Below are 19,908 nucleotides of genomic sequence, written 5' to 3' on the forward strand. Positions count from 1 at the left end.
GGGGAACCCGACGTGCCGTTGACCTGCTCCGGAACTGCGCTGTCTCGAAACCTACTCGTCGAGGTCGCTCCCCCGCGGAGATACCGCGTGCGAACCGCCCCCACCGCTCGATACCTGGAGTACGCCGGACGTCAGCGCCCCCAGATCACCACTGCTGTTGCTCCACGCACCTCGACCACGGTCACCGGCGTGCCGGGTGGCAAGGGGCGATGTCCGTCCATCCCGACCGCGGACCACACCTCACCGCCGATCTTCACCTGACCGCCGTCGGAGTCGACGGTGGACACGACGGTCGCGGTCGAACCGATCACCGCGTCGACATTGCTGGGGATCGAAGGGGACGAGTTGAACTTGCGCAGCAGCGCAGGTCGGGCACCGACGACCAGGGCGACGGAGGAGATCGCGAAGACGATCAGCTGCACCCACCAGAGGTTGTCCGGGACGAAGATCGACACCCCGGCCGTGAGCAGCGCAGCGCCGCCCAGCATCAGCAGTACGAACTCACCGCCGAGCGCCTCGGCGATGGAAAGCGCCACGGCGCCGGCAAACCAGATCCAGGCGCTCATGGGCATCATCCTGCCAGAGCTCCCGCTGCCGCTCCGGCGCTGCAGGCGGGGCGAACACGCACTGCAACCAAGTCGTGACCACCCCCGTCGGCGGTCGCCGTCCGGTCGCAGGGCCCCACACGATCTGCGGTGCCCGTCCGACGGAGACGGTCCGAACCGAGCGTTGCGGTGGGGTCGCGGACGCTCAGTGCGGCTCGGCACCACCGATGGTGACGAAGTCGATGAGCATCTCGACCGCCGTCACCAGTGGTGTCTGCAGATCCTTGTAGGAGCGGACCGCTCCGTTCACCCGGTTCCACATCGTCGCCGGGTCGCTGACGCCGAGCGCGGCACACACACCGGTCTTCCAGTCGATCCCCCGCGGCACCTCGGGCCAGGCGCGGATGCCGAGCACCTCGGGTCGAACCGCCTCCCAGATGTCGACGTACGGATGCCCGGTCACCAGCACGTGCGGGCCCGACACCGACGCCGCAATCCTGGACTCCTTGCTCCCGGCGACGAGATGGTCGGCCAGGATGCCGACCTGGCGCTGCAGGCCCGGCCGGAACTCCTGCAGCGCGTCGGCGAGATGATCGAGCCCGTGCAGAGGCTCGACCACGATGCCCTCCACCCGCAGGTCGTGACCCCAGACCCGCTCGACCAGGGCCGCGTCATGGATCCCCTCGACCCAGATCCGGGCGGCCCTGGCGGTCCGCGCTCGCAGACCCTCGACGGCGACGGACCCGGATGCGGAGACCCGCGCGGCGGCCGCCACGGGTCGGGGTCGGGTCAGCGTGGCCTGCTGCCCGTCCACCAGGAACGAGCCGACGGCCAGTGCAAAGGACCGTCGGGCACCCCTGCGGTCCTCGAGCGTCACCGACGTGGCACTGCACGCCACGACCTGGCCGCAGAACCCGGTCAACGGATCCTCGGCCACCACGTCGCCGGTGGCCGGGATCTCCGGGATCACCCTGGTCCGGCGGCCGGCCCCGAGCACGTCCGACGAGTAGCGGCTGACCACCTCGTCGGTGCGCGCCCGCGACGGGGCTGCGCGGTCGGTGCCGAGGATGTCCGAGCTGTAGCGGTCGACCACGTCATCTCCTCCATCGACAGGACGGGGTGACGCTACAAGCCGCGGTGACCCGGCAGCGGCCGCAACGCCGGAACGCGGTCCCGGTATCGACGTGGAGTTCGCCACTGCCGGGCGGACGGTCCGGATGGGTACCGTGACCGGGTGTCCTCCACCGCCGCCTCCGCCCTCTGCCTGTGGGGTGTCTCCGCGGCGCCCACCGACGAGATCCTCAGCGCCTGGCGGTGGCACGGACCTCGCGCGGGTGTCCGCTGGATGGGTGGTGAGCACGCGCCGGATGCCGATCCCAGCGTCGCTGCACTGCCCGGCAGTGGAGCGGCCTCCGGATCGACGGCGGTGCTGCTGCCACTGCTTCGCGACCAGCGACCTGAGCTCGTCCTGCCGCGGGCGGGCGACCTGCGCGGCCTCCCGGTCGATCAGCCGTTCCTGCGGGAAGCCGCGCTGAGCGCCGGCGCCGCAGTGGTGCTGCCGGACCGGGGCGTCACGATCGTCGCCGTCGACGAACAGTGGCGCGTCTGGCCGGGCGCTGCCACCCAGCCCCCGCTGGACGCTCCTGCGGTGCGCGACGAGCTGGACGAAGCGGTGGATCGCGCCGCCCTGATGTTCGCGCGGCACGAGCTCGGGATCGACGCCCTGGACGCCCGGCGCAGCGTGCTGGACCACCAGGACCGACTGACCTTCGCGCTGCCGCCCGGCACCCCGAGCCGGGCCGCGGCGCTGCTGGAGCGAGCGGTCACGCTGGAGGCGATCCTGGCCGTCGCCGGCCGGGACCGGAGCGCCGCAGTGACCGCCGTGGAGGGGGCCAGGGTGGACGCCGCTCTCGCACCGCTGGCCGCCGTTGCCCGAGACGCCCGGAAGGTGGCCGTCCAACTCGCGGTGCGGGAGTTCTCCCGCGTGGGCGAGCATCGGCACGCCGACGAGCGCCGCCCGGCCCGCGACCGGACCGGCTGAGAGATCGCCCGGGTCAGCTTCCGCTGACCTCGTTCTCGGAGAAGCCGAGGGCGTGGAAGCCGCCGTCGACCATCACCATCGAACCGCTGGTCGCCGGGAAATAGTCCGACAGCAGGGCGACTGCAGCGCGAGCGACGGGGGTCGGGTCGCTGGTGTTCCAGCCCAGGGGTGCGCGCCGGGTCCAGCCGTCCTCCAGGCCGGAGAAACCGGGGATCGACCTCGCAGCGATCGTACGGACCGGGCCGGCCGAGATCAGGTTGACCCGGATCCCCTTGGGCCCCAGATCCCTTGCCAGGTAACGGTTCACCGACTCCAGCGCGGCTTTCGCCACTCCCATCCAGTTGTAGGCCGGCCAGGCCTGGCGGGCATCGAAGTCGAGCCCGACGATGCTGCCGCCACTTCTCATCAGCGGCAGCGCACCGACGGCGAGGGCCTTCAGCGAGTACGCCGAGGCGTGCACGGTGGTCGACACGTCGTCGAACCCGCAGTCCAGGAACGACCCGCCCAGCGCCGTCGGCGGTGCGTACGCGATCGCGTGCAGAACACCGTCGAGCGAGTCGACGTGCTCGGACACCCGGTCCGCGAGGGATTCGATCTGTTCGGCGCTGGTCGCGTCCAGCTCGACGACCGGTGCCTCCTGCGGCAGCCGCTTGGCGATCCGCTCGACCAGCGACATCCGCCCGAAGCCGGTCAGCACCACCTGGGCGCCCTGCTCCTGGGCCAGCCGAGCGGTGTGGAACGCCATCGACGCCTCGGTGATGACGCCCGTCACCAGGATCTTCTTCCCGGCGAGCAACCCGCTGCCCAGGACGGACGGGGCGGGGGCCGCCGCGGTGTCGGTGGTGGTGTCGGCGCTGGCTGTGCTGTCGGTCTGGGTCATGACGGAAAGTCTCCCATTCCCACCGGACGGATCGGAACTCAGTGCACGGTGCCGCTGGTGCACGGTGCTGCTGGTGCACGGTGCTGCTGGTGCACGGTGCTGCTGGTGCACGGTGCTGCTGGTGCACTGTCGATCAGTGACCCATGCCCAGACCGCCGTCGACCGGGATCAGGGCTCCGTTGACGTAGGCAGCACCGTCCGAGGCGAGGAAGGTGACGACCGATGCGATCTCCTCCGGCTGTGCATACCGGCCGGCCGGGACCTGCGCCTCGATCTGCTTGCGCCGCTCCTCGCTCAGCGCCCGGGTCATGTCGGTGTCGACGAATCCGGGGGCGACCACGTTCGCGGTGATGTTCCGGGAGCCCAGCTCACGGGTGATGGAGCGGGCCAGGCCGACCAGACCCGCCTTGGAGGCCGCGTAGTTGACCTGCCCGGGTCCGCCGTACATGCCGACCACCGATGAGATGTAGATCAGCCGCCCGAAGCGCTTCCGCAGCATCTGGGAGGACGCTCGCTTCGAGACGCGGTAGGCGCCGGTCAGGTTCGCATCAATTACCCGGGAGAACTGGTCCTCGCTCATCCGCAGCAGCAGGGTGTCGTCGGTGATGCCCGCGTTGGAGACGAGTACCTCGACCGGTCCCTGATCAGCCTCGACCTGGGTGAAGGCAGCGTCGACGGAGGCGGTGTCGGTGACGTCACAGAGCACGTTTCCCAGACCCTCGACGCCGTCGCCGGAGCGATGGGTGACCGTCACGCGGTGCCCCGCTGCCTGCAGCGAGCGGGCGATCGCCAGACCGATACCGCGATTGCCGCCCGTCACCAGCACCGAGCGGGAGGTCTGGGCGGTCGGGCTGTGGTCGTCGCTCACGCGGGACTCCTTCTCATCTGAGTCTTTTCGGCGGGGTCGATCAGCGGATGCCGCGCCAGAGCCTATCGTCAGGGAATCCGGCGGCTCAGCATGAGCGCGCCCGCACTGCCGAGCAGCAGCGCCAGCACTCCGGCGATCACCCACGGCCGGGAGACGTCCTTCTGGACGGTCTCGTAACCGATCTGTTCGCCCAGTTCCGCGTAGACCTGCTTCAGTTCTTCACGGGTCGCGGCGGTGTGGAAATCGCCGCCGGAGATCCGCGCGATCGACTTCATTCCCTGCACGTCCGGGGGCACCGGGATGTTCTGTCCGCGGATGTCGACCGTGCCACTCGCGGTACCGAAAGCGATCACCGAGACGGGCACCTTGGCTTTCGCGGCCATCCCGGCTGCGTCCTCCTCGCTGCGTCCTACCGTCCGTTTACCGTCCGTCATCAACACCACCCGCGCCGGCGGCGGCCCGTCCACATCTGAGAAGGTCTGGGAGAACAGGTCGATCGACTGCAGGGAGAGGATGAGCGCCTCGCCGGTGGCGGTGGCCTCGTCCAGTTTGAGTCCGTTGACAGCGGCGTGCGCCTTCGTGCGATCGGTGGTGGGCGCGACCAGCGTTGCCGGTATCCCTGCGAACGACACGATTCCGAGGTTGACCCCTGGGGTCAGGTCGTCGATGAACTGGTTCGCTGCCTCCTGCGCCGCGGCCAGCCGGTTCGGGCTGACGTCCGTCGCCTGCATGGACAACGACACGTCGATCGCCAGCATCACGACGGCCCGGTTGCGCGGTTCCTTCGCGTCGGCGGTCGGGCCGGCCAGCGCCACGGTCAGCAGCGACAGGCCCACCAGCACGAACACCGTCGGGACGTGACGCCATCGCGAGAGTCGTTTCGGGGCAACGGTTTCCAGCAACTCGAGGTTGGCGAACCGGAGCGTGTCCCGGCGGGTTCTGAACTGCACGACGACATAGCCGACGGCGAGCAGGACGACGACGATCCCCAGCAGGAACCAGACCGGTGCGGCGAACTTCACGACACATCGCCCTTCGTCTGGCCGGCGGCGCCGGTCCAGCCGCGCTTGCGGCTGAGTGCGAAGCGCACGATGTCGGCGATCCAGTCGCGATCGGTTCGCAGGGTCAGTTGGGCGGCGCCGGCCCGGCGGAAGGCAGTGGAGACGTCCCGCCGGCGTTGCGCGGCGGCTCCGGCGAAATCGGCCCGCAGCCTCGAGCTGGTCCGGACGCTCTTGGTGCGCCCGGACTCCGGGTCGAACAACGTGACCGTCCCGACATCGGGCAGCTCGACATCGCGTGGATCCAGGACCTCGATGGCCAACAGGTCGTGTCGCGAGTTGAGGGCGCGCAGCGATCGCTCCCAGTCGAGCGGGCCGATGAAGTCCGAGATCACCACGGCCAGACCGCGGCGGCGCGGCGGCCGTCGCAGCTGCTCCAGGGCTTCGGGCAACCCGTCGCGCGCACCCGGGGCGGAGCGAGGACTGCTCGCCAGTGATCTGAGCAGGTACTGCAGGTGCGGTCGGCCCCCGCGAGCCGGGATCCGCTCGATCCCGGAGCCCCCGGCGAGCACTGCCCCGAGTCGGTTGCCGCCACCCTGGGTCAGATGTCCCACCGCGGCCGCCGCGGCCACCACCAGGTCGCGCTTCTCGCAGCCGGTGGTACCGAAGTCCAAGGACGCAGTCAGGTCGGCCACGATCCAGGTCTCCAGCTCCCGGTCGGCAACGGTCTGCCGGATGTGTGGTTCGGTGGTGCGGGCCGTCACCGACCAGTCCATCCGGCGGACGTCGTCTCCGGGGTGGTAGGGCCGCGCATCCCCCGGTTCGGCGCCGGGTCCCGGAACCAGCCCGAGGTGGTTGCCCTGGAGCAGCCCGTCGAGCCGGCGGCGCACGGTCAGCTCGAGAGTGGTGAGCGCGGCGTCGAGCTGGGCGGGATCGGCCGTCGACGGCAGGATCCGGGCCCGACCCCCGCTGGGGCCCGCCGGATTCGCGGGGGTGAAGCCCAGGACCATCAGGCGACGCCCGGCTGGGGTAGCGGGCTGACCTGTGGCAACGGGATCGCCTGCAGCAGACGGGACAGGATCGCATCGACCGGCACGCCGTCGGCGAGGGCGTCGTATGACAGCACGAGCCGGTGCCGCAACACGTCGGCGGCGACGTCGACCACGTCCTGCGGCACGACGAAGTCACGTCCGCGGACCAGGGCGAGCGCACGCGCGGCCGCGACGATGCCGAGGGAGGCGCGGGGCGAGGCGCCGTACGACAGCCAGCCCGCGACGTCATCGAGACCGTGGTCGGCGGGCGTCCGGGTCGCGTAGACCAGGCGGACGACGTAGTCGACCAAGGCGTGGTGGACGAACACGTTCGAAGCCGAGCGTTGCAGACGGACCAGCTCGGAGATCTCCAGCACCTTGGATGCGCTGGGGGGCGCCACCCCCATCCGGTAGATGATCTCGCGTTCCTCCTCCGGGCTGGGGTAGTCCACCAGCAGCTTGAACAGGAAGCGGTCGCGCTGGGCCTCCGGCAGCGGGTAGACGCCCTCGTTCTCGATCGGGTTCTGGGTGGCCATCACCAGGAACGGATCCGGCATCGGAAAGGTGGTGCCGCCGATCGACACGTGCCGCTCGGCCATCACCTCCAGCAGCGCCGACTGCACCTTCGCCGGGGCCCGATTGATCTCGTCAGCGAGCACGAAGTTGGCAACCACCGGTCCGAGTTCGGTGTCGAACTCCTCCCGCCCGGCCCGATAGATGCGCGTGCCGAGCAGGTCGGAGGGTACGAGGTCAGGGGTGAACTGGATGCGGGAGAAGGTACCGCCGACGACTCGCGAGAAGGTCTCGACCGCGAGCGTCTTGGCGACGCCGGGCACCCCCTCGATCAACAGATGGCCCCTGGCCAGCAGACCGACGAGCATGCGTTCCACGAGTCGGTCCTGACCGACGATGACCCGCTTGACCTCGAACACGGTGCGCTCCAGGAGAGCGGCGTCGGATGCGGCGCCACCGGCCGTGGGGATGGGGCCTTGGGCGGCTGGTCCGGATCCTCTGGGTGGTACGGGTCCGTTCATCTCAGCCGTCACCGGCTCCTCCTGAAAGGTTCTGCACTGCTCGTGGTCTGATACCGCGAATCGATCGGTGAGCACTCACCGTGAGTCCATCATGGCGAAAATCCGTGGTGCGCGTCGGGACTTGCCACAGTGCAGCCATGCGGGGAGTCCCGGACACACCGCGGCCCCGTTCGCTCGGTGTCGAGCAGACGGGGCCGTGGAGGTGGCTCGGTGCGCCGGCTCAGGTGCCGGGTCGTACAGCGCCGATGTAGCCGTCGTCGCGCCAGCCACGGATCCGTACCGGCACGCCGGACTGCGGAGCCTCGATCAGCTGGCCGTTGCCCAGGTAGATGGCGACGTGGTGGATGGTCGTCCAGTCGGAGGTGTTGTCGGCGAAGAAGACCAGATCACCCGGCTGCACGTCGGACCGGGAGATCCGCTGCCCGGACTGGAACTGGTAGGCCGAGTAGTGCGGCAGGCTGACGCCGGCCTGGGCCCACGCGTAGAGCGTCAGACCGGAACAGTCGAAGCCGACGGTGTTCCAAGGCTCGTACTGCTGACAGGTCGAGGTGCATCCCGCGCTGATGCCGGTAGTGGGTCCGGAGGAGTTGCCACCGCCCCACGAGTAGGGCGTTCCCAACCACTTGAGCGCGGCGTTGACCACGATGGATCCCTTGGACCCATCGCTGGGAACGGAGACCGAGCCGCCACCCGAGCTCCCCGATCCACCGGAGCTTCCCGACCCGGCGGACGGGGCGGACCCGGCGCCGGCGTCGCACGCGATCCCGTTGCTGTTCGGATCCAACCCGGCGCGATAGCCGGCTTCGCCCCTGCGCATCGGTGCGAACCCGGCCGAGCGGGCAGCGTCGCAGTTCTGGAAGTAGGAGCCCCCGCCGGTGCCGTTGCCGCGGATCTGCTTGAGCTTGTCGGCCATCTCCTTGGCCCTGCGGGCGGCAGCGACCCGCGCCCGCTCGGTGGCCTGGGCGCGCAGTGCCGCTTGTCGCCTCGCGTCCGCAGCCGCTGAAGCAGCCCGCCGGTCGGCGGCTCGTTGTGCGGCCGCGGCCCTGCGGGCGGCAGCTGCACTGGCAGCGGCCCGCCCTTGTGCGGCAGCTTGCGCTGCGGCGGCCCGGCGGGATGCTGCCGCACTCGCTTCTGCCCGCTGGTCGGCGGCACGTTGTGCGGCCGCGGCCCTGCGGGCGGCGGCTGCGCTGGCAGCGGCCCGTCCGTCTGCGGCAGCTTGCTCTGCGGCGGCCTGGCGGGATGCTGCCGTACGCGCTTCTGCCCGCTGGTCAACGGCACGTTGTGCAGCCGCGGCCCTGCGGGCGGCAGCGGCCCGTCCGTCTGCGGCTGCTCGCTCTGCGGCAGCTTGCTCTGCGGCGGCCTGGCGGGATGCTGCCGCACTCGCTTCTGCCCGCTGGTCGGCGGCACGTTGTGCGGCCGCGGCCGTGCGGGCGGCAGCTGTGCCGGCAGCGGCCCGGGCGGCCGCGGCGGCTTGCTCTGCGGCGGCTTGCTCTGCGGCGGCCTGGCGGGATGCTGCCGCACTCGCTTCTGCCCGCTGGTCGACGGCACGTTGTGCGGCCGCGGCCCTGCGGGCGGCAGCGGCCCGCGCGTCTGAGGCAGCTTGTGCCGCGGCGGCCTCGCGGGATGCTGCCGCACTCGTGGCGGCGCTCCGGTCAGCCGCAGCCTGCCTCGCCTCGGCGGCAGCTGCCTGCTGCCTGCTCTGTTCCGCGGCTGCCTCCGTCGCCGCGATCCTGCGCTCCTGGGCGTCGGCCGCTGCCTTGATCGAGGCCTCCCGCGCTGCCGCCGCCTCGGCCGCCCGCAGGGCAGCCTGACGATCTGCCTCCGCCTGTGCCTGTGCCTCGGCGATGGCCTGGGCCCTGGCCTCGGCGGCTGCCCGCTCGACAGCGGCCTTGCGTGCCGCCTCGACGATGGCGGCCTGACGGCGCTGTTCGGCCAGCACGCGCTGACGCTCTTCCTCGGCCTTCTTCTCGACCAGCCACTGGTCGTAGGCCTCACGCTGGGACTTCAGCGACGCCGTGTTGTCCAGTGCCGACCGGTAGGCGGCCTGCTGGGTGGTCAGCTGGCTCTGCAGGGCATCGAGTTCGGTCTGTCCCTTTCCCAGCGCGATGGTCGCGGCGTCCTTCGCCTGCTCGGCGAACGACGCGGCCTGCTCGGCGGCCTGCTGGGCGGCCTGCGCCTTCTCCTGCGCGGAGCGGGCCGCGGCGTCCGCGGACGCCTTCCGGTTGCGCGCTGTCTGCAGGTTGCCGATGAAGTCCAGCTGGGACTCGGAGACCTGCTCGAGGAGCGCATCCCTGGCGAGCAGATCGTTCAGGTCTCGCGCGTCGAGCAGCGCGGCCTCCGAACCGATCACCGACCCGTTGCGGAACGAGGCTGCAGCGAAGGTCGCGGCCTTCTGCTCGGCGACGGTCACGGCGGTGTCCGCCTGGGCCGCCTGCCGGCGTGCCGTCGTGGCGGCCAGGGCGGCCTGTTCGGCATCGTCCTTGGCGACATCGAGGTCGACATAGGCCTTGTTCACGAGCTCCTGCTTGGACTGCATGTCGTCCTGCAGGGTCGCGATGCGGTTCTCGGTGGCGGTCACCCGTCCGGAGAGCTGACCGACCTCACTGGCGGCCGCGTTCGCTGCGTCCTCACTGCCCTGGATGTCGTCGTCGGAAGGGTTCGGCGGCGGCGGGGGGATCGGAGCGGCGACCCGGATCGGCGAGGCCACCGTGTGCGAAGCGGAGATGACGGTGGGTGCGGCACCGGCCGGTGCCGCCGATCCGAGCACCAGGCCCCCGATGAACGTCAGTGCGACCGTTGCACGCGCGACGGCGAGGCGTCGCTGACGTGTGGTCCGCAGGTGTGACTTGTTCACCGATTCTCCTTCCCGCGCCGAAGCGCGGATGCATCTCGAATTGACTCATGGATCACGGCGTTCACAGATGTCAATCCGACACGCCAGGTAGCACTGTGCCACTTTCGACCCCTTGATGACCAGACGTCACAGCGATCAGAGTGGCCACGGTGGTATTTTTCTGCCCCAAGTGTCACACGGGTACCAGGCATCACGCCCGTTCGAGCAACGCGGAAAGAGCACTGCCGCAGCGTCGCAACGGATGGTGCGCGGGCGGGAACGAGCGCGTGTTCGGCCGCCCCCGGGGCGCCTCGGTGCCCGTCGTCCGAGCGCGCGGGCCCAGGGGTCGCCGTCCGCATTCATCCGGCTCCCCTGACTGATGTTTGCGACACTTGTCCTTGTGCCCGCGCCCGACGCCACCGTCCGCGGCGGATCCGTGCCCGGACGTACCTCGGCGGGGCCAGGCATCAGCGTTTTCCATCTGTCCGGTGCGCTGCTGACCGGAGTGGGTCTGCTGAGCGTCCTGTGGTCGATGTTCCTGCCCTGGTTGGCATCCGGACCTGCGACGCGCAACAGTTTCCAGCTGATGGGCCTGGCCGATCGATACCGGTTGTTCAATGCCTGGTGGTACCGCCTCGCACCGGACGTGTGGCCGTTCTGGGGGCCGGCCGTCGTGGTGGTGCTCCTGCTGCTGGTACTGCGGCTGCGCCGGTCGGCGGCGGTTCTCGGGCTGCTGGTCGGCGTGTCGTCCGTCACCGTCGGCGTGCTCGTGTTGGCATACGGCAGCGGCCGGAGCGTGGGCGGAGTGCGGATGGTCGAGCTCGGACCGACGACGATGGTCGTCGGCGGCGTCCTCGGCTGTCTCGGCGCGGTCGGACTGTTTCTCCGCTCGCCCACCCGCCTGGTCCCCGCGCCGCGCACGTGACGCTGCGCGATCGAGGTGCGGGCGAGGTCCACCCGTTCGAGAATCACTTCAACTACAGGCCGATCGGGAACCGAGTCACCGATCGGGACGTCAATCCGGTTAGCCGAGTGTGCCGTCAGGGCGCACCAGGTTCGAGAAAGGGACTGCTCCGATGAGCGATCAGTACGGACCTCAGAGTTCCGGGCCGGGCCAGTCGCCCGAGCAGGGACCGGGTTGGCCCCAGCACCCCGGGCAGCAACCGCAACAGGGATGGCAGCCGCAGCAGGGTTCCGCACCGGGCGCGCAGCCGCAGCCGGGATGGCAGCCGCAGCAGGCCGGTCCCCAGGGCTGGCAGCCGGACCCCGGTCAGCAGCAGTGGCAGGGCGGTGGCCAACAATTCGACCCCCGTCAGCAGGGCGCCGGCTGGCAGCCGCAGGGCGCACAGCCGCGCAAGCGCAATCTGGCCATGATCATCACCGCGGTCGTCGTGGTCATCGCCCTCGCCGTGGGCGTCACCATCTTCTTCGTCAGCAAGAAGGGAACGACGGCCGACGGCGGCGCGGAGTCCCCCCAGCAGGCGGTCCAGGCCGCCTTCGCCTCGTTCGAGACCGGCGACTCGCTCGCGCTGCTGGAGAATCTGGACCCGGCCGAGGCGCAGCCGATCATGGATGCCTCCTCGGACGGCCTCGCCGAGCTCAAGCGCCTCGGGGTTCTCAACGAGAACGCGAGTGCCTCCGCCTCCGGCGCCAGCATCAAGACCGAGGGCATCACCTTCGACCCGGCCGGTCAGCGCACCATCAACGATCACCTGCAGGTGGTGGCCATCACCGGCGGCAAGATCACCCTCAACGGCGTGAACCCGGCCGATCTGCCGTTCTCCGACAAGGTGAAGGCCGCGCTGGCGAAGGCCAAGATCGAGCTGCCCAGCTCCGGACCACGCACCTTCGACATCGCCGAACTCGTCAAGAAGGCCGGTGAGCCGATCCAGGTCGTCACCGTCAAGCGCGGCGACAAGTGGTACACCAGCCTCTTCTACACGCTCGCCGAGAACTGGTACCTGAACCAGTCGAAGTCGGACGCGGAGCTGAAGGCCGCCGATCTCCAGACGGCGATCACACCTGTCGGTGGATCCTCACCCGAGGATGCCGTCAGGCAGCTGGTCGACAAGTCACTGGCCGGCGACTACGAAGGCATCATCGGCATGCTGCCGCCCGAGGAGATGGGCGTGATGTACGACTACGGCAAGCGATTCCTCGCGCAGAGCAAGCCGTCCAAGCCCACCGACGTGCCCACGATCAAGGACCTGCAGTTCAACACCGCTGACGTCACCGGCGGCAAGAAGGTCTCGCTCAAGTCGATCGAACTCGAGATGGAGGGCAAGACCTTCGGTCTGGCCATCGACACCGCGTCTGACAGCGTCACCGTCACCCAGGACGGCCAGAGTCAGACGTTCAGCACCGACGACCTGATGAAGCAGCTGTCCGGCAAGGTGGGCCTCGAGGCAATGCCGGCCCAGGTCAAGGACATCATCAAGCGCGTCTTCGGCAAGGTGCTGGAACTGGGTCTGGTCACCACCGAGGTCGGCGGCAAGTGGTACGTCAGCCCGCTGCGCTCCTACTCCGGCGTCATCATCACGCTGCTGCAGGGGCTCGAGCCCGGCGACATCGACTACCTGCTGTCGCTCGTACCACAGAAGTGATCGCCGGGGTTCGCCCTGCGAAGCCCACCGCGATCTGACAGCCCAGGACCCGCCCCCAACCACCGGGAGGCGGGTTCTGTGCTGTCCGGGGTAGGTTCTGTTCAAACCGGACAGCCGTACTGTTAGGATTCAGGCGGAAGCAGGACGCGTACCGGACCGACATCCGCAGGTCTCACCCAGCACGTCCGAGCGCACGAGCCGCACCCGTCGAAGGAGACACCGTGAGCCCCAGCCTGAACAGCTTCGCCGCCCGTACGAGCCTTGCCGTCGGGGACGACGAGTACGAGATCTTTCGGATCAAGGGGGTCGAGGGCCTGGAGAACGCGGACCGGCTGCCTTTCTCTCTCAAGGTCCTCCTGGAGAACCTGATCCGCACCGAGGACGGCGCGAACATCACCCGCGACCACATTCTCGCGTTGGCGAACTGGGACCCGAACGCCGAACCGGACACCGAGATCCAGTTCACCCCGGCGCGCGTCATCATGCAGGACTTCACCGGCGTGCCGTGTGTGGTCGACCTGGCCACGATGCGCGAGGCGATGGCCGACCTCGGCGGCGACCCGGACCGGATCAATCCCCTCGCCCCCGCCGAGATGGTCATCGACCACTCGGTGATCGCCGACGTGTTCGGCCGCGCTGACGCCTTCGAACGGAACGTGGCGCTGGAGTACGAGCGCAACCGCGAGCGCTACCAGTTCCTGCGCTGGGGCCAGACCGCCTTCGACGAGTTCAAGGTCGTCCCGCCGGGCACCGGAATCGTCCACCAGGTCAACATCGAGCACCTTGCTCGCGTCGTGATGTCGCGGGGCGGTCAGGCCTACCCGGACTCCTGCGTCGGTACCGATTCGCACACCACCATGGTCAACGGCATCGGCGTCCTCGGCTGGGGCGTCGGCGGTATCGAAGCCGAGGCCGCCATGCTGGGCCAGCCGGTCTCGATGCTGATCCCCCGGGTCGTCGGGTTCAAGCTCAGCGGCCAGATCCCGGCCGGCACCACCGCCACCGACGTCGTGCTGACGATCACCGAGATGCTGCGCAAGCACGGCGTCGTCGGCAAGTTCGTGGAGTTCTACGGTGAGGGTGTCGGCGCCGTCCCGCTGGCCAACCGGGCCACCATCGGCAACATGAGCCCGGAGTTCGGCTCCACCGCCGCGATGTTCCCGATCGACGTCGAGACGATCGACTATCTGACGCTCACCGGCCGCCCCGCCGCACAGGTGGCGCTGGTCGAGGCGTACGCGAAGGAGCAGGGGCTCTGGCACGACCCGTCCACCGAGCCGGTCTTCTCCGAGTACCTCGAGCTCGACCTGTCGACGGTGGTCCCGTCGATCGCCGGACCGAAGCGTCCGCAGGACCGGATCGAGGTCTCGAACGCGAAGGCCGCCTTCCGCACGTCGATCCACGACTACGTCTCCGCCGACGGCAGCCCGGAACTCACCGACCTCGACGAGACTGTCGAGGACTCCTTCCCCGCCTCCGATCCCGCGCCGACCGACCCGAAGTTCGCCGGCGACGAGCAGGTCCGCCCGGCGAGGCTGATGTCGGCCGCTGACGGCCGCAGCGGCCGGCCGTCGAAGCCGACGAAGGTCTCGACCGCGGAGTACGGCGACTTCGAGCTCGACCACGGCGCAGTGGTGATCGCCGCGATCACCTCGTGCACCAACACGTCCAACCCGTCGGTGATGCTCGGCGCAGCCATCCTGGCGCGCAACGCCGTCGAGCGCGGATTGTCGGTCAAGCCCTGGGTCAAGACCACGATGGCTCCCGGTTCGCAGGTGGTCACCGACTACTACGAGAAGGCCGGCCTGTGGCCGTACCTGGAGAAGTTGGGTTATCACCTGGTCGGTTACGGCTGCACCACCTGCATCGGCAACTCCGGCCCACTGCCGGAGGAGATCTCGGCGGCCGTCAACGAAGCCGACCTGTCGGTGGTGTCGGTACTGTCCGGCAACCGCAACTTCGAGGGCCGGATCAACCCGGACGTCAAGATGAACTACCTGGCCTCGCCTCCCCTGGTGATCGCGTATGCCCTGGCCGGGACCATGGACTTCGACTTCGCCACCCAGCCGCTGGGTGTCGACCCGGAGGGCAAGGAGGTCTTCCTGACCGACATCTGGCCGTCGCCGCAGGAGATCCAGGAGACGATGCTGTCGTCGATCACCCAGGAGATGTTCACCAAGGACTACGCCGACGTCTTCGACGGCGGCGAGCGCTGGAAGGCGCTGCCCACCCCCGAGGGCAAGACCTTCAAGTGGGAGCCCGACTCCACCTACGTCCGCAAGCCCCCGTACTTCGAGGGCATGCAGATCGACCCGACGCCGGTCGTCGACATCACCGGCGCCAAGGTGCTGGCGCTGCTGGGGGACTCGGTGACCACCGATCACATCTCCCCCGCCGGCGCCATCAGGGCCGACACCCCGGCCGGGAAGTACCTCACCGAGCACGGCATCGAGCGCAAGGACTTCAACTCCTACGGCTCGCGCCGCGGCAACCACGAGGTGATGATCCGCGGCACCTTCGCGAACATCCGGCTGCGCAACCAGCTGCTGGACGCCGTCGTCGACGGTGGAGTGCAGGGCGGCTACACCCGCGACTTCACCGTCGAGGGCGGCCCGCAGGCGTTCATCTACGACGCCTCGGCCCACTACCAGGCTGCCGAAATCCCGCTGGTCGTGTTGGGCGGCAAGGAGTACGGCTCCGGGTCCTCGCGCGACTGGGCGGCCAAGGGCACGGCACTGCTCGGCGTGAAGGCCGTCATCACCGAGTCGTTCGAGCGGATCCACCGCTCGAACCTGATCGGCATGGGCGTCATCCCGCTCCAGTTCCCGGCCGGCGAGTCCGCGAAGACCCTGGGGCTGGACGGTACCGAGATCTTCGACATCGCCGGCATCACCGCCCTGAACGAGGGCGGCACGCCGCGCACGGTGAAGGTGACGGCCACGAAGACCATTGACGGCGTCGAGTCCAGCATCGATTTCGATGCGGTCGTGCGGATCGACACCCCCGGCGAGGCCGACTACTACCGCAACGGCGGCATCATGCAGTACGTCCTGCGCAGCCTGCTGAAGCCGGGCGCGCAGTCGGCCCAGGCGCACTGATTTCGTGCCGAGAGTCTCGGAGTCCCACCTCGAAGCACGGAGGCGGCAGATCCTCGATGCGGCCCGTACCGCGTTCGCGCGGTACGGGTTCGAGGGTGCGACCGTCCGCGTGCTCGAGGAGGGCGCCGGACTCAGCCGCGGGGCGATCTTCCACCACTTCGAGGACAAGGACGCCCTGTTCCTCGCGCTGGCCGAAGCCGACGTCGAGGAGATGGCGCACACCGTTGCGGCACACGGTCTCGTCCAGGTGATGCGTGAGCTGATCGTCCGGCCCGACGAGGGCTGGCTGGGCACCCAGCTGGAGATCTCCCGTCGGTTGCGCACCGACACCGAGTTCCGCACCACCTGGGCCCAACGCTCGTCGGCGGTGTCCATCGCCACCCGTGAGCGCCTTCAGCGGCAGCGAGATGCGGGCAAGCTCCGCGACGACGTCGACATCGAGGTGTTGGCGTCGTACCTGGAGCTCGTGCTCGAAGGCCTCGTGACGCACCTCGCCACCGGCCTGCCCGCCGACCGGTTCGGCGTGGTGCTGGACCTGGTGGAGTCGTCCGTCCGGCGGGACTCGCTGGTCGAGCGAACGCAGTGAGTCGAGACCGTACGAGTCCCAACGCCGATCGTGCTCAGCCGGTCGAACCGGTGCTCTCGTAGCCCTGGCGGATGAACCGCTGCAGCGCCAGGAACAGCACCAGCACCGGCAGTACCGCGATGACGGCGGCGGCGAACAGCTGCGAGTAGTCGACGGTCTGCGAGGTGGTGAAGGCGGAGAGCGCCACCTGGATCGTCCACGAACTCGGGTCCTGACCGATCACCAACGGCCAGAGGAACGAGTTCCAGCTGCCGAGGAAGGTGATCGCCCCGACGGCGGCGAAGAACGCCCCCGTATTGGGCACCACCACGCGCCAGAACACCCCGAACCAGCCGAGACCGTCGATCCGGCCGGCCTCCTCGAGGTCCTTGGGGAAGTCCGAGAACTGTTGGCGGAACAGGAACACCGCCAGCGCCGAGAACAACCCGGGGATGATCAGCCCACGCAGGGACGAGACCCAACCCAGTGACGACACCATCACGAAGGTCGGCACGAATGTCACCGCCGACGGGATGAGCAAGGTGGCCAGCACCGTCCCGGAGATCAGCTTCGAGTACCGGAACGGGATCCGCGCGAGGCCGTAGCCTGCCATCGCCGCAAGGACGACGGTGAGCACGGTCTGGGTCACCGACACGATGACCGAGTTGACCATCGCCCGGCCCATCGGCACGTCGTTGGTGGAGGAGAAGGCCTCGGCGAAGTTGGTCCACTGCAACTCCCCCGGCCACCAGGTGAACTTCAGTCCGACGATCTCGCGCCGGTTGGCGAGCGCGTTGCGGATCAGCAGGTAGAACGGCATCAGGAACAGCAGCGCGCCGACCACCAGGAACACGGTCCGCACGGCGACGCCGAGCCGTTCGATCGGCGGCCGCTGGATGCCGGTGCGGCGCGCGACGGTGGGGGCGGCCGAGGTGAAGGCCTGTGATTCCGCGCCGTGGACGGGGGTGCTCATGACCTCTTCTCCCGGGTGAACCTGGCCTGCAGCACGGTGATCAGACCGATCAGGATCGCCAGGATGATCGCTCCGGCGCTGCCCCGGCCCAGGTCCTGCTGGGAGCCGAGCGCGACGTAGTAGAGATAGACCAGCGGAGGCCTGGCATAGGGCGGGTAGGTGCCGAAGTTCGACAGGATGTTGTAGAACTCGTCGAACGCCTGGAACGCGTTGATCAGCAACAACACCAGCACCGCCACCGACGTCGCGCGGAGTTGCGGGAAGGTGATGTACCGGAAGGTCTGCCATCCGGGTTTGGCGCCGTCGATCGACGCCGCCTCGTAGAGGATCGGCGGGATGCGCTGCAGCCCGGCCAGGAACAAGATCATGTAGAAGCCGACCTGCAACCACAGCCGCAGGGTGACCAGCACCAGCCAGTACCAGGGCGGGGTGGTGATCGACAGCCACTTGACCGAGTCGATGTCGAAGACCCCGAGCAGGCCGTTGGCCACCCCTGATCGGAACCCGTTGAAGATCGACATCTTCCAGATCAGCGCGGCCACGACGTACGAACATGCGGCCGGCAGGAAGAACGCGGACCGGAAGAACGCCTGGAACCAGCGGGTCCGGTTGACCGCGAGCGCGAGCCCCAGTCCGAACGCGAAAGTGACCGGGACGATGAAGATCGCGAACACCAGGAAGGTGCCCATGCTCGACAGGAATGCCGGGTCGGTGAGCATGAACGTGTAGTTGTCGAAACCGACGAAATCGGTCGGGGTGACCGTGTTGCGCGCGTCGAAGAACGACAGGTAGAGGCTCCACAGGATCGGGACGTAGACGAAGATCGCCAACCCGACGAGGAACGGTCCGACGAACACCCAGAACCACAGGTTGCGGTTCTGCGGCCCGAGCAGTCGCTGCTTCAGCGTGCCGCGCCGGGCGGGTCTGGGGGCAACAACTGTCGGGGCGCTCATCGAACCGTCCCCCGGACGGTCATTACTTGACGACCCGCTTGAGTTCGGCCTTGACCTTGCTCACGACACCCGCCAACGTCGAGGCCGGATCGGCACCGTTCTTGATGATCTTGGTGACTGCGTCGCTCAGCGCGGTGGCCGAGGCCGGCGTCCACAGCAGCGGGCTCTGGGCGTGGCTGTACTCCTGCAGGATCTTCACCGCCTCTGCAGCAGTCCCCTCCTTGAGCTTCGTGGCCTGGTCGGCGAGGCTCTCGCGGGCCGGGAAATGGAAGCCGTAGCTCTGGGCGAAGTCGACCTGGTCGGCCGCGTTGTCGACCCACAGGTACTTGACGAAGGCCTTCGCCGCATCGACGTTCTTGCCCTTCGCCGACACTGCGGACCCGAAGGCGCCGATCGGCACGCTGGGCGCACCGGCACCGTCGGCGGAGAACTTCGGCCATGGCAGTACACCGAAGTCGTCGCCCAGCTCCTTGATCAGGTCGGGGAAGGTCCACAGACCGGTGAACTGCATCGCGGTCAGTCCGGTGTTGATGGCATCGGCGGAGAACCAGTCGCTGGGCGCGCCGAGCAGCAGACTGTCGGAGGCGAACAGCTCGTGCAGCTTGCCGAACGCGGTCGCCACCGACGGATCGGTGAAGCCCACCTTGTCGTCGTCGGTAAGGTAGTCGGCGCCCACGGACCACAGCGTCGGGCCGGTGAGAATGCCGACACCGCCGTCGTTGCCGACGAACAGACCCTTCTGATCGCCGTCGGTCAGAGCCTTCGCGGCGGCAGCCAGCTCGTCGAAGGTGGTGGGCGGCTTCACTCCGGCGGCGTCCAACAACGACTTGCGATACACGAGCAGCTGCATGTCGATCACCTGCGGAATCGCATAGAGCTTGTCTTGATAGCTCATCCGGGAGATGAGGGCCTGGTTGAAGTCGCTCTTGGCATCTCCGAGCAGGTCGTCCAGCGGTTCCACGAGTCCGCCCTGGATCGCGTCGATCGACGGACCGTTGCCGGCCTCGAACACGTCGGGGGCGTCAGCGGTGAGCAACGCCGAAGCCAACTTCGAGTCGTAGTCGCCGGGGAACCAACCGACCTTGACGGTGGCGTCGGGATACGCGGCCGCGTACTTCTCGACCGCGGCCTTGGTGCCCTCCTCGCCGTACTGGTGATACCACTGCTGCAGCGTCGGCTTGGCTCCACCTGCGGACGAGGACGGCCCGCCGGAGACGGACGACGCGCTGACCGCTGCGGACGAGCTGCCGGTAGCCGTGGATGTGCTGCCCGTGCTGGCGGCGGCGCCCGGGGAGGACGCAGCGGTGCGGCCGGTGTCGGAGCCGCAGGCTGCCAGCACGCCGGCCGCGGCGAGGCTGCCGCCCACTGCGAAGAACTGCCGACGGTTGAGCGGGGACGGGCGCTGCGGGGTGGGGTCGGTCATGCGGTCATCTCCAGGGGTTTCGGGTGCTGCCGGGGCATCGGCGGCGGCAGGGTATTGCGAGGC

At 69.0% G+C, this 19,908-nt stretch carries 16 protein-coding genes; 5 read left to right on the forward strand and 11 right to left on the reverse strand.

The genetic code is table 11. The features are described from left to right. Positions 1–131: 131 nt before the first annotated feature. Together ABLG96_RS11225 and ABLG96_RS11230 are read right to left on the reverse strand one after the other, a co-directional pair. On the reverse strand, positions 132–566 hold the full coding sequence (locus ABLG96_RS11225) for an NfeD family protein (protein ID WP_353647477.1): 435 nt from the start codon (positions 564–566) through the stop codon (positions 132–134). Between the two features lie 184 nt (positions 567–750). Then, on the reverse strand, positions 751–1,566 hold the full coding sequence (locus ABLG96_RS11230; protein WP_353651471.1) for a DUF3097 family protein: 816 nt from the start codon (positions 1,564–1,566) through the stop codon (positions 751–753). Between the two features lie 213 nt (positions 1,567–1,779). Between ABLG96_RS11230 and ABLG96_RS11235 the strand changes: the two genes are divergently transcribed. After that, positions 1,780–2,586, forward strand: coding sequence for a hypothetical protein (locus tag ABLG96_RS11235; protein WP_353647478.1), 807 nt, complete (start codon positions 1,780–1,782; stop codon positions 2,584–2,586). A 13-nt stretch (positions 2,587–2,599) separates the two neighbouring features. Here the strand turns inward: ABLG96_RS11235 and fabI are convergent, their stop codons facing one another. The 6 genes from fabI to ABLG96_RS11265 all read right to left on the reverse strand — a co-directional run bounded on the left by fabI (position 2,600) and on the right by ABLG96_RS11265 (position 10,251). Then, the gene (fabI, locus tag ABLG96_RS11240; RefSeq protein ID WP_353647479.1) at positions 2,600–3,466 is read right to left on the reverse strand and encodes an enoyl-ACP reductase FabI; all 867 of its coding nucleotides are present in this window, start codon (positions 3,464–3,466) and stop codon (positions 2,600–2,602) included. Between the two features lie 133 nt (positions 3,467–3,599). Continuing rightward, entirely contained in the window at positions 3,600–4,334 is a 735-nt protein-coding gene (locus ABLG96_RS11245) for a beta-ketoacyl-ACP reductase (protein WP_353647480.1), read from the reverse strand. Positions 4,335–4,402: 68 nt separating this feature from the next. Then, positions 4,403–5,356, reverse strand: a complete 954-nt coding sequence (locus ABLG96_RS11250; protein WP_353647481.1) for a VWA domain-containing protein — start codon at positions 5,354–5,356, stop codon at positions 4,403–4,405. Continuing rightward, the gene (locus ABLG96_RS11255) at positions 5,353–6,342 is read right to left on the reverse strand and encodes a DUF58 domain-containing protein (RefSeq protein ID WP_353647482.1); all 990 of its coding nucleotides are present in this window, start codon (positions 6,340–6,342) and stop codon (positions 5,353–5,355) included. The genes ABLG96_RS11250 and ABLG96_RS11255 overlap by 4 nt, the downstream gene beginning before the upstream one ends. Beyond that, positions 6,342–7,409, reverse strand: a complete 1,068-nt coding sequence (locus tag ABLG96_RS11260; RefSeq protein ID WP_353647483.1) for a MoxR family ATPase — start codon at positions 7,407–7,409, stop codon at positions 6,342–6,344. Before ABLG96_RS11260 ends, ABLG96_RS11255 begins: the two co-directional genes overlap by 1 nt. Before the next feature lie 208 nt (positions 7,410–7,617). Further along, a complete protein-coding gene (locus ABLG96_RS11265; RefSeq protein WP_353647484.1) occupies positions 7,618–10,251 on the reverse strand; it encodes an NlpC/P60 family protein in 2,634 nt (877 codons plus the stop codon). Positions 10,252–10,630: 379 nt separating this feature from the next. On the opposite strand from ABLG96_RS11265, the gene ABLG96_RS11270 reads away from it, so the two are divergent. The 4 genes from ABLG96_RS11270 to ABLG96_RS11285 all read left to right on the forward strand — a co-directional run bounded on the left by ABLG96_RS11270 (position 10,631) and on the right by ABLG96_RS11285 (position 16,517). Then, entirely contained in the window at positions 10,631–11,155 is a 525-nt protein-coding gene (locus tag ABLG96_RS11270; protein WP_353647485.1) for a hypothetical protein, read from the forward strand. A 151-nt stretch (positions 11,156–11,306) separates the two neighbouring features. After that, positions 11,307–12,833, forward strand: a complete 1,527-nt coding sequence (locus ABLG96_RS11275; protein WP_353647486.1) for a hypothetical protein — start codon at positions 11,307–11,309, stop codon at positions 12,831–12,833. A 221-nt stretch (positions 12,834–13,054) separates the two neighbouring features. After that, positions 13,055–15,931 (forward strand): aconitate hydratase, encoded by a 2,877-nt coding sequence (locus ABLG96_RS11280; protein WP_353647487.1) that lies wholly within the window; start codon positions 13,055–13,057, stop codon positions 15,929–15,931. Between the two features lie 4 nt (positions 15,932–15,935). Then, entirely contained in the window at positions 15,936–16,517 is a 582-nt protein-coding gene (locus tag ABLG96_RS11285) for a helix-turn-helix domain-containing protein (protein ID WP_353647488.1), read from the forward strand. 34 nt (positions 16,518–16,551) lie between these two features. Here ABLG96_RS11285 and ABLG96_RS11290 read toward each other — a convergent pair whose 3' ends face one another. The 3 genes from ABLG96_RS11290 to ABLG96_RS11300 are packed head-to-tail and all read right to left on the reverse strand — an operon-like array spanning position 16,552 to position 19,845. After that, a complete protein-coding gene (locus ABLG96_RS11290; protein WP_353647489.1) occupies positions 16,552–17,469 on the reverse strand; it encodes a carbohydrate ABC transporter permease in 918 nt (305 codons plus the stop codon). After that, positions 17,466–18,422 carry a sugar ABC transporter permease gene (locus ABLG96_RS11295; RefSeq protein ID WP_353647490.1) on the reverse strand — a complete coding sequence of 319 codons (957 nt, stop codon included), beginning with the start codon at positions 18,420–18,422 and terminating at the stop codon, positions 17,466–17,468. The genes ABLG96_RS11290 and ABLG96_RS11295 overlap by 4 nt, the downstream gene beginning before the upstream one ends. A 22-nt stretch (positions 18,423–18,444) precedes the next feature. Beyond that, entirely contained in the window at positions 18,445–19,845 is a 1,401-nt protein-coding gene (locus ABLG96_RS11300) for a sugar ABC transporter substrate-binding protein (protein ID WP_353647491.1), read from the reverse strand. Positions 19,846–19,908: the final 63 nt, after the last annotated feature.

The sequence above is a fragment of the Nakamurella sp. A5-74 genome (assembly GCF_040438885.1).
Taxonomy (GTDB): domain Bacteria; phylum Actinomycetota; class Actinomycetes; order Mycobacteriales; family Nakamurellaceae; genus Nakamurella.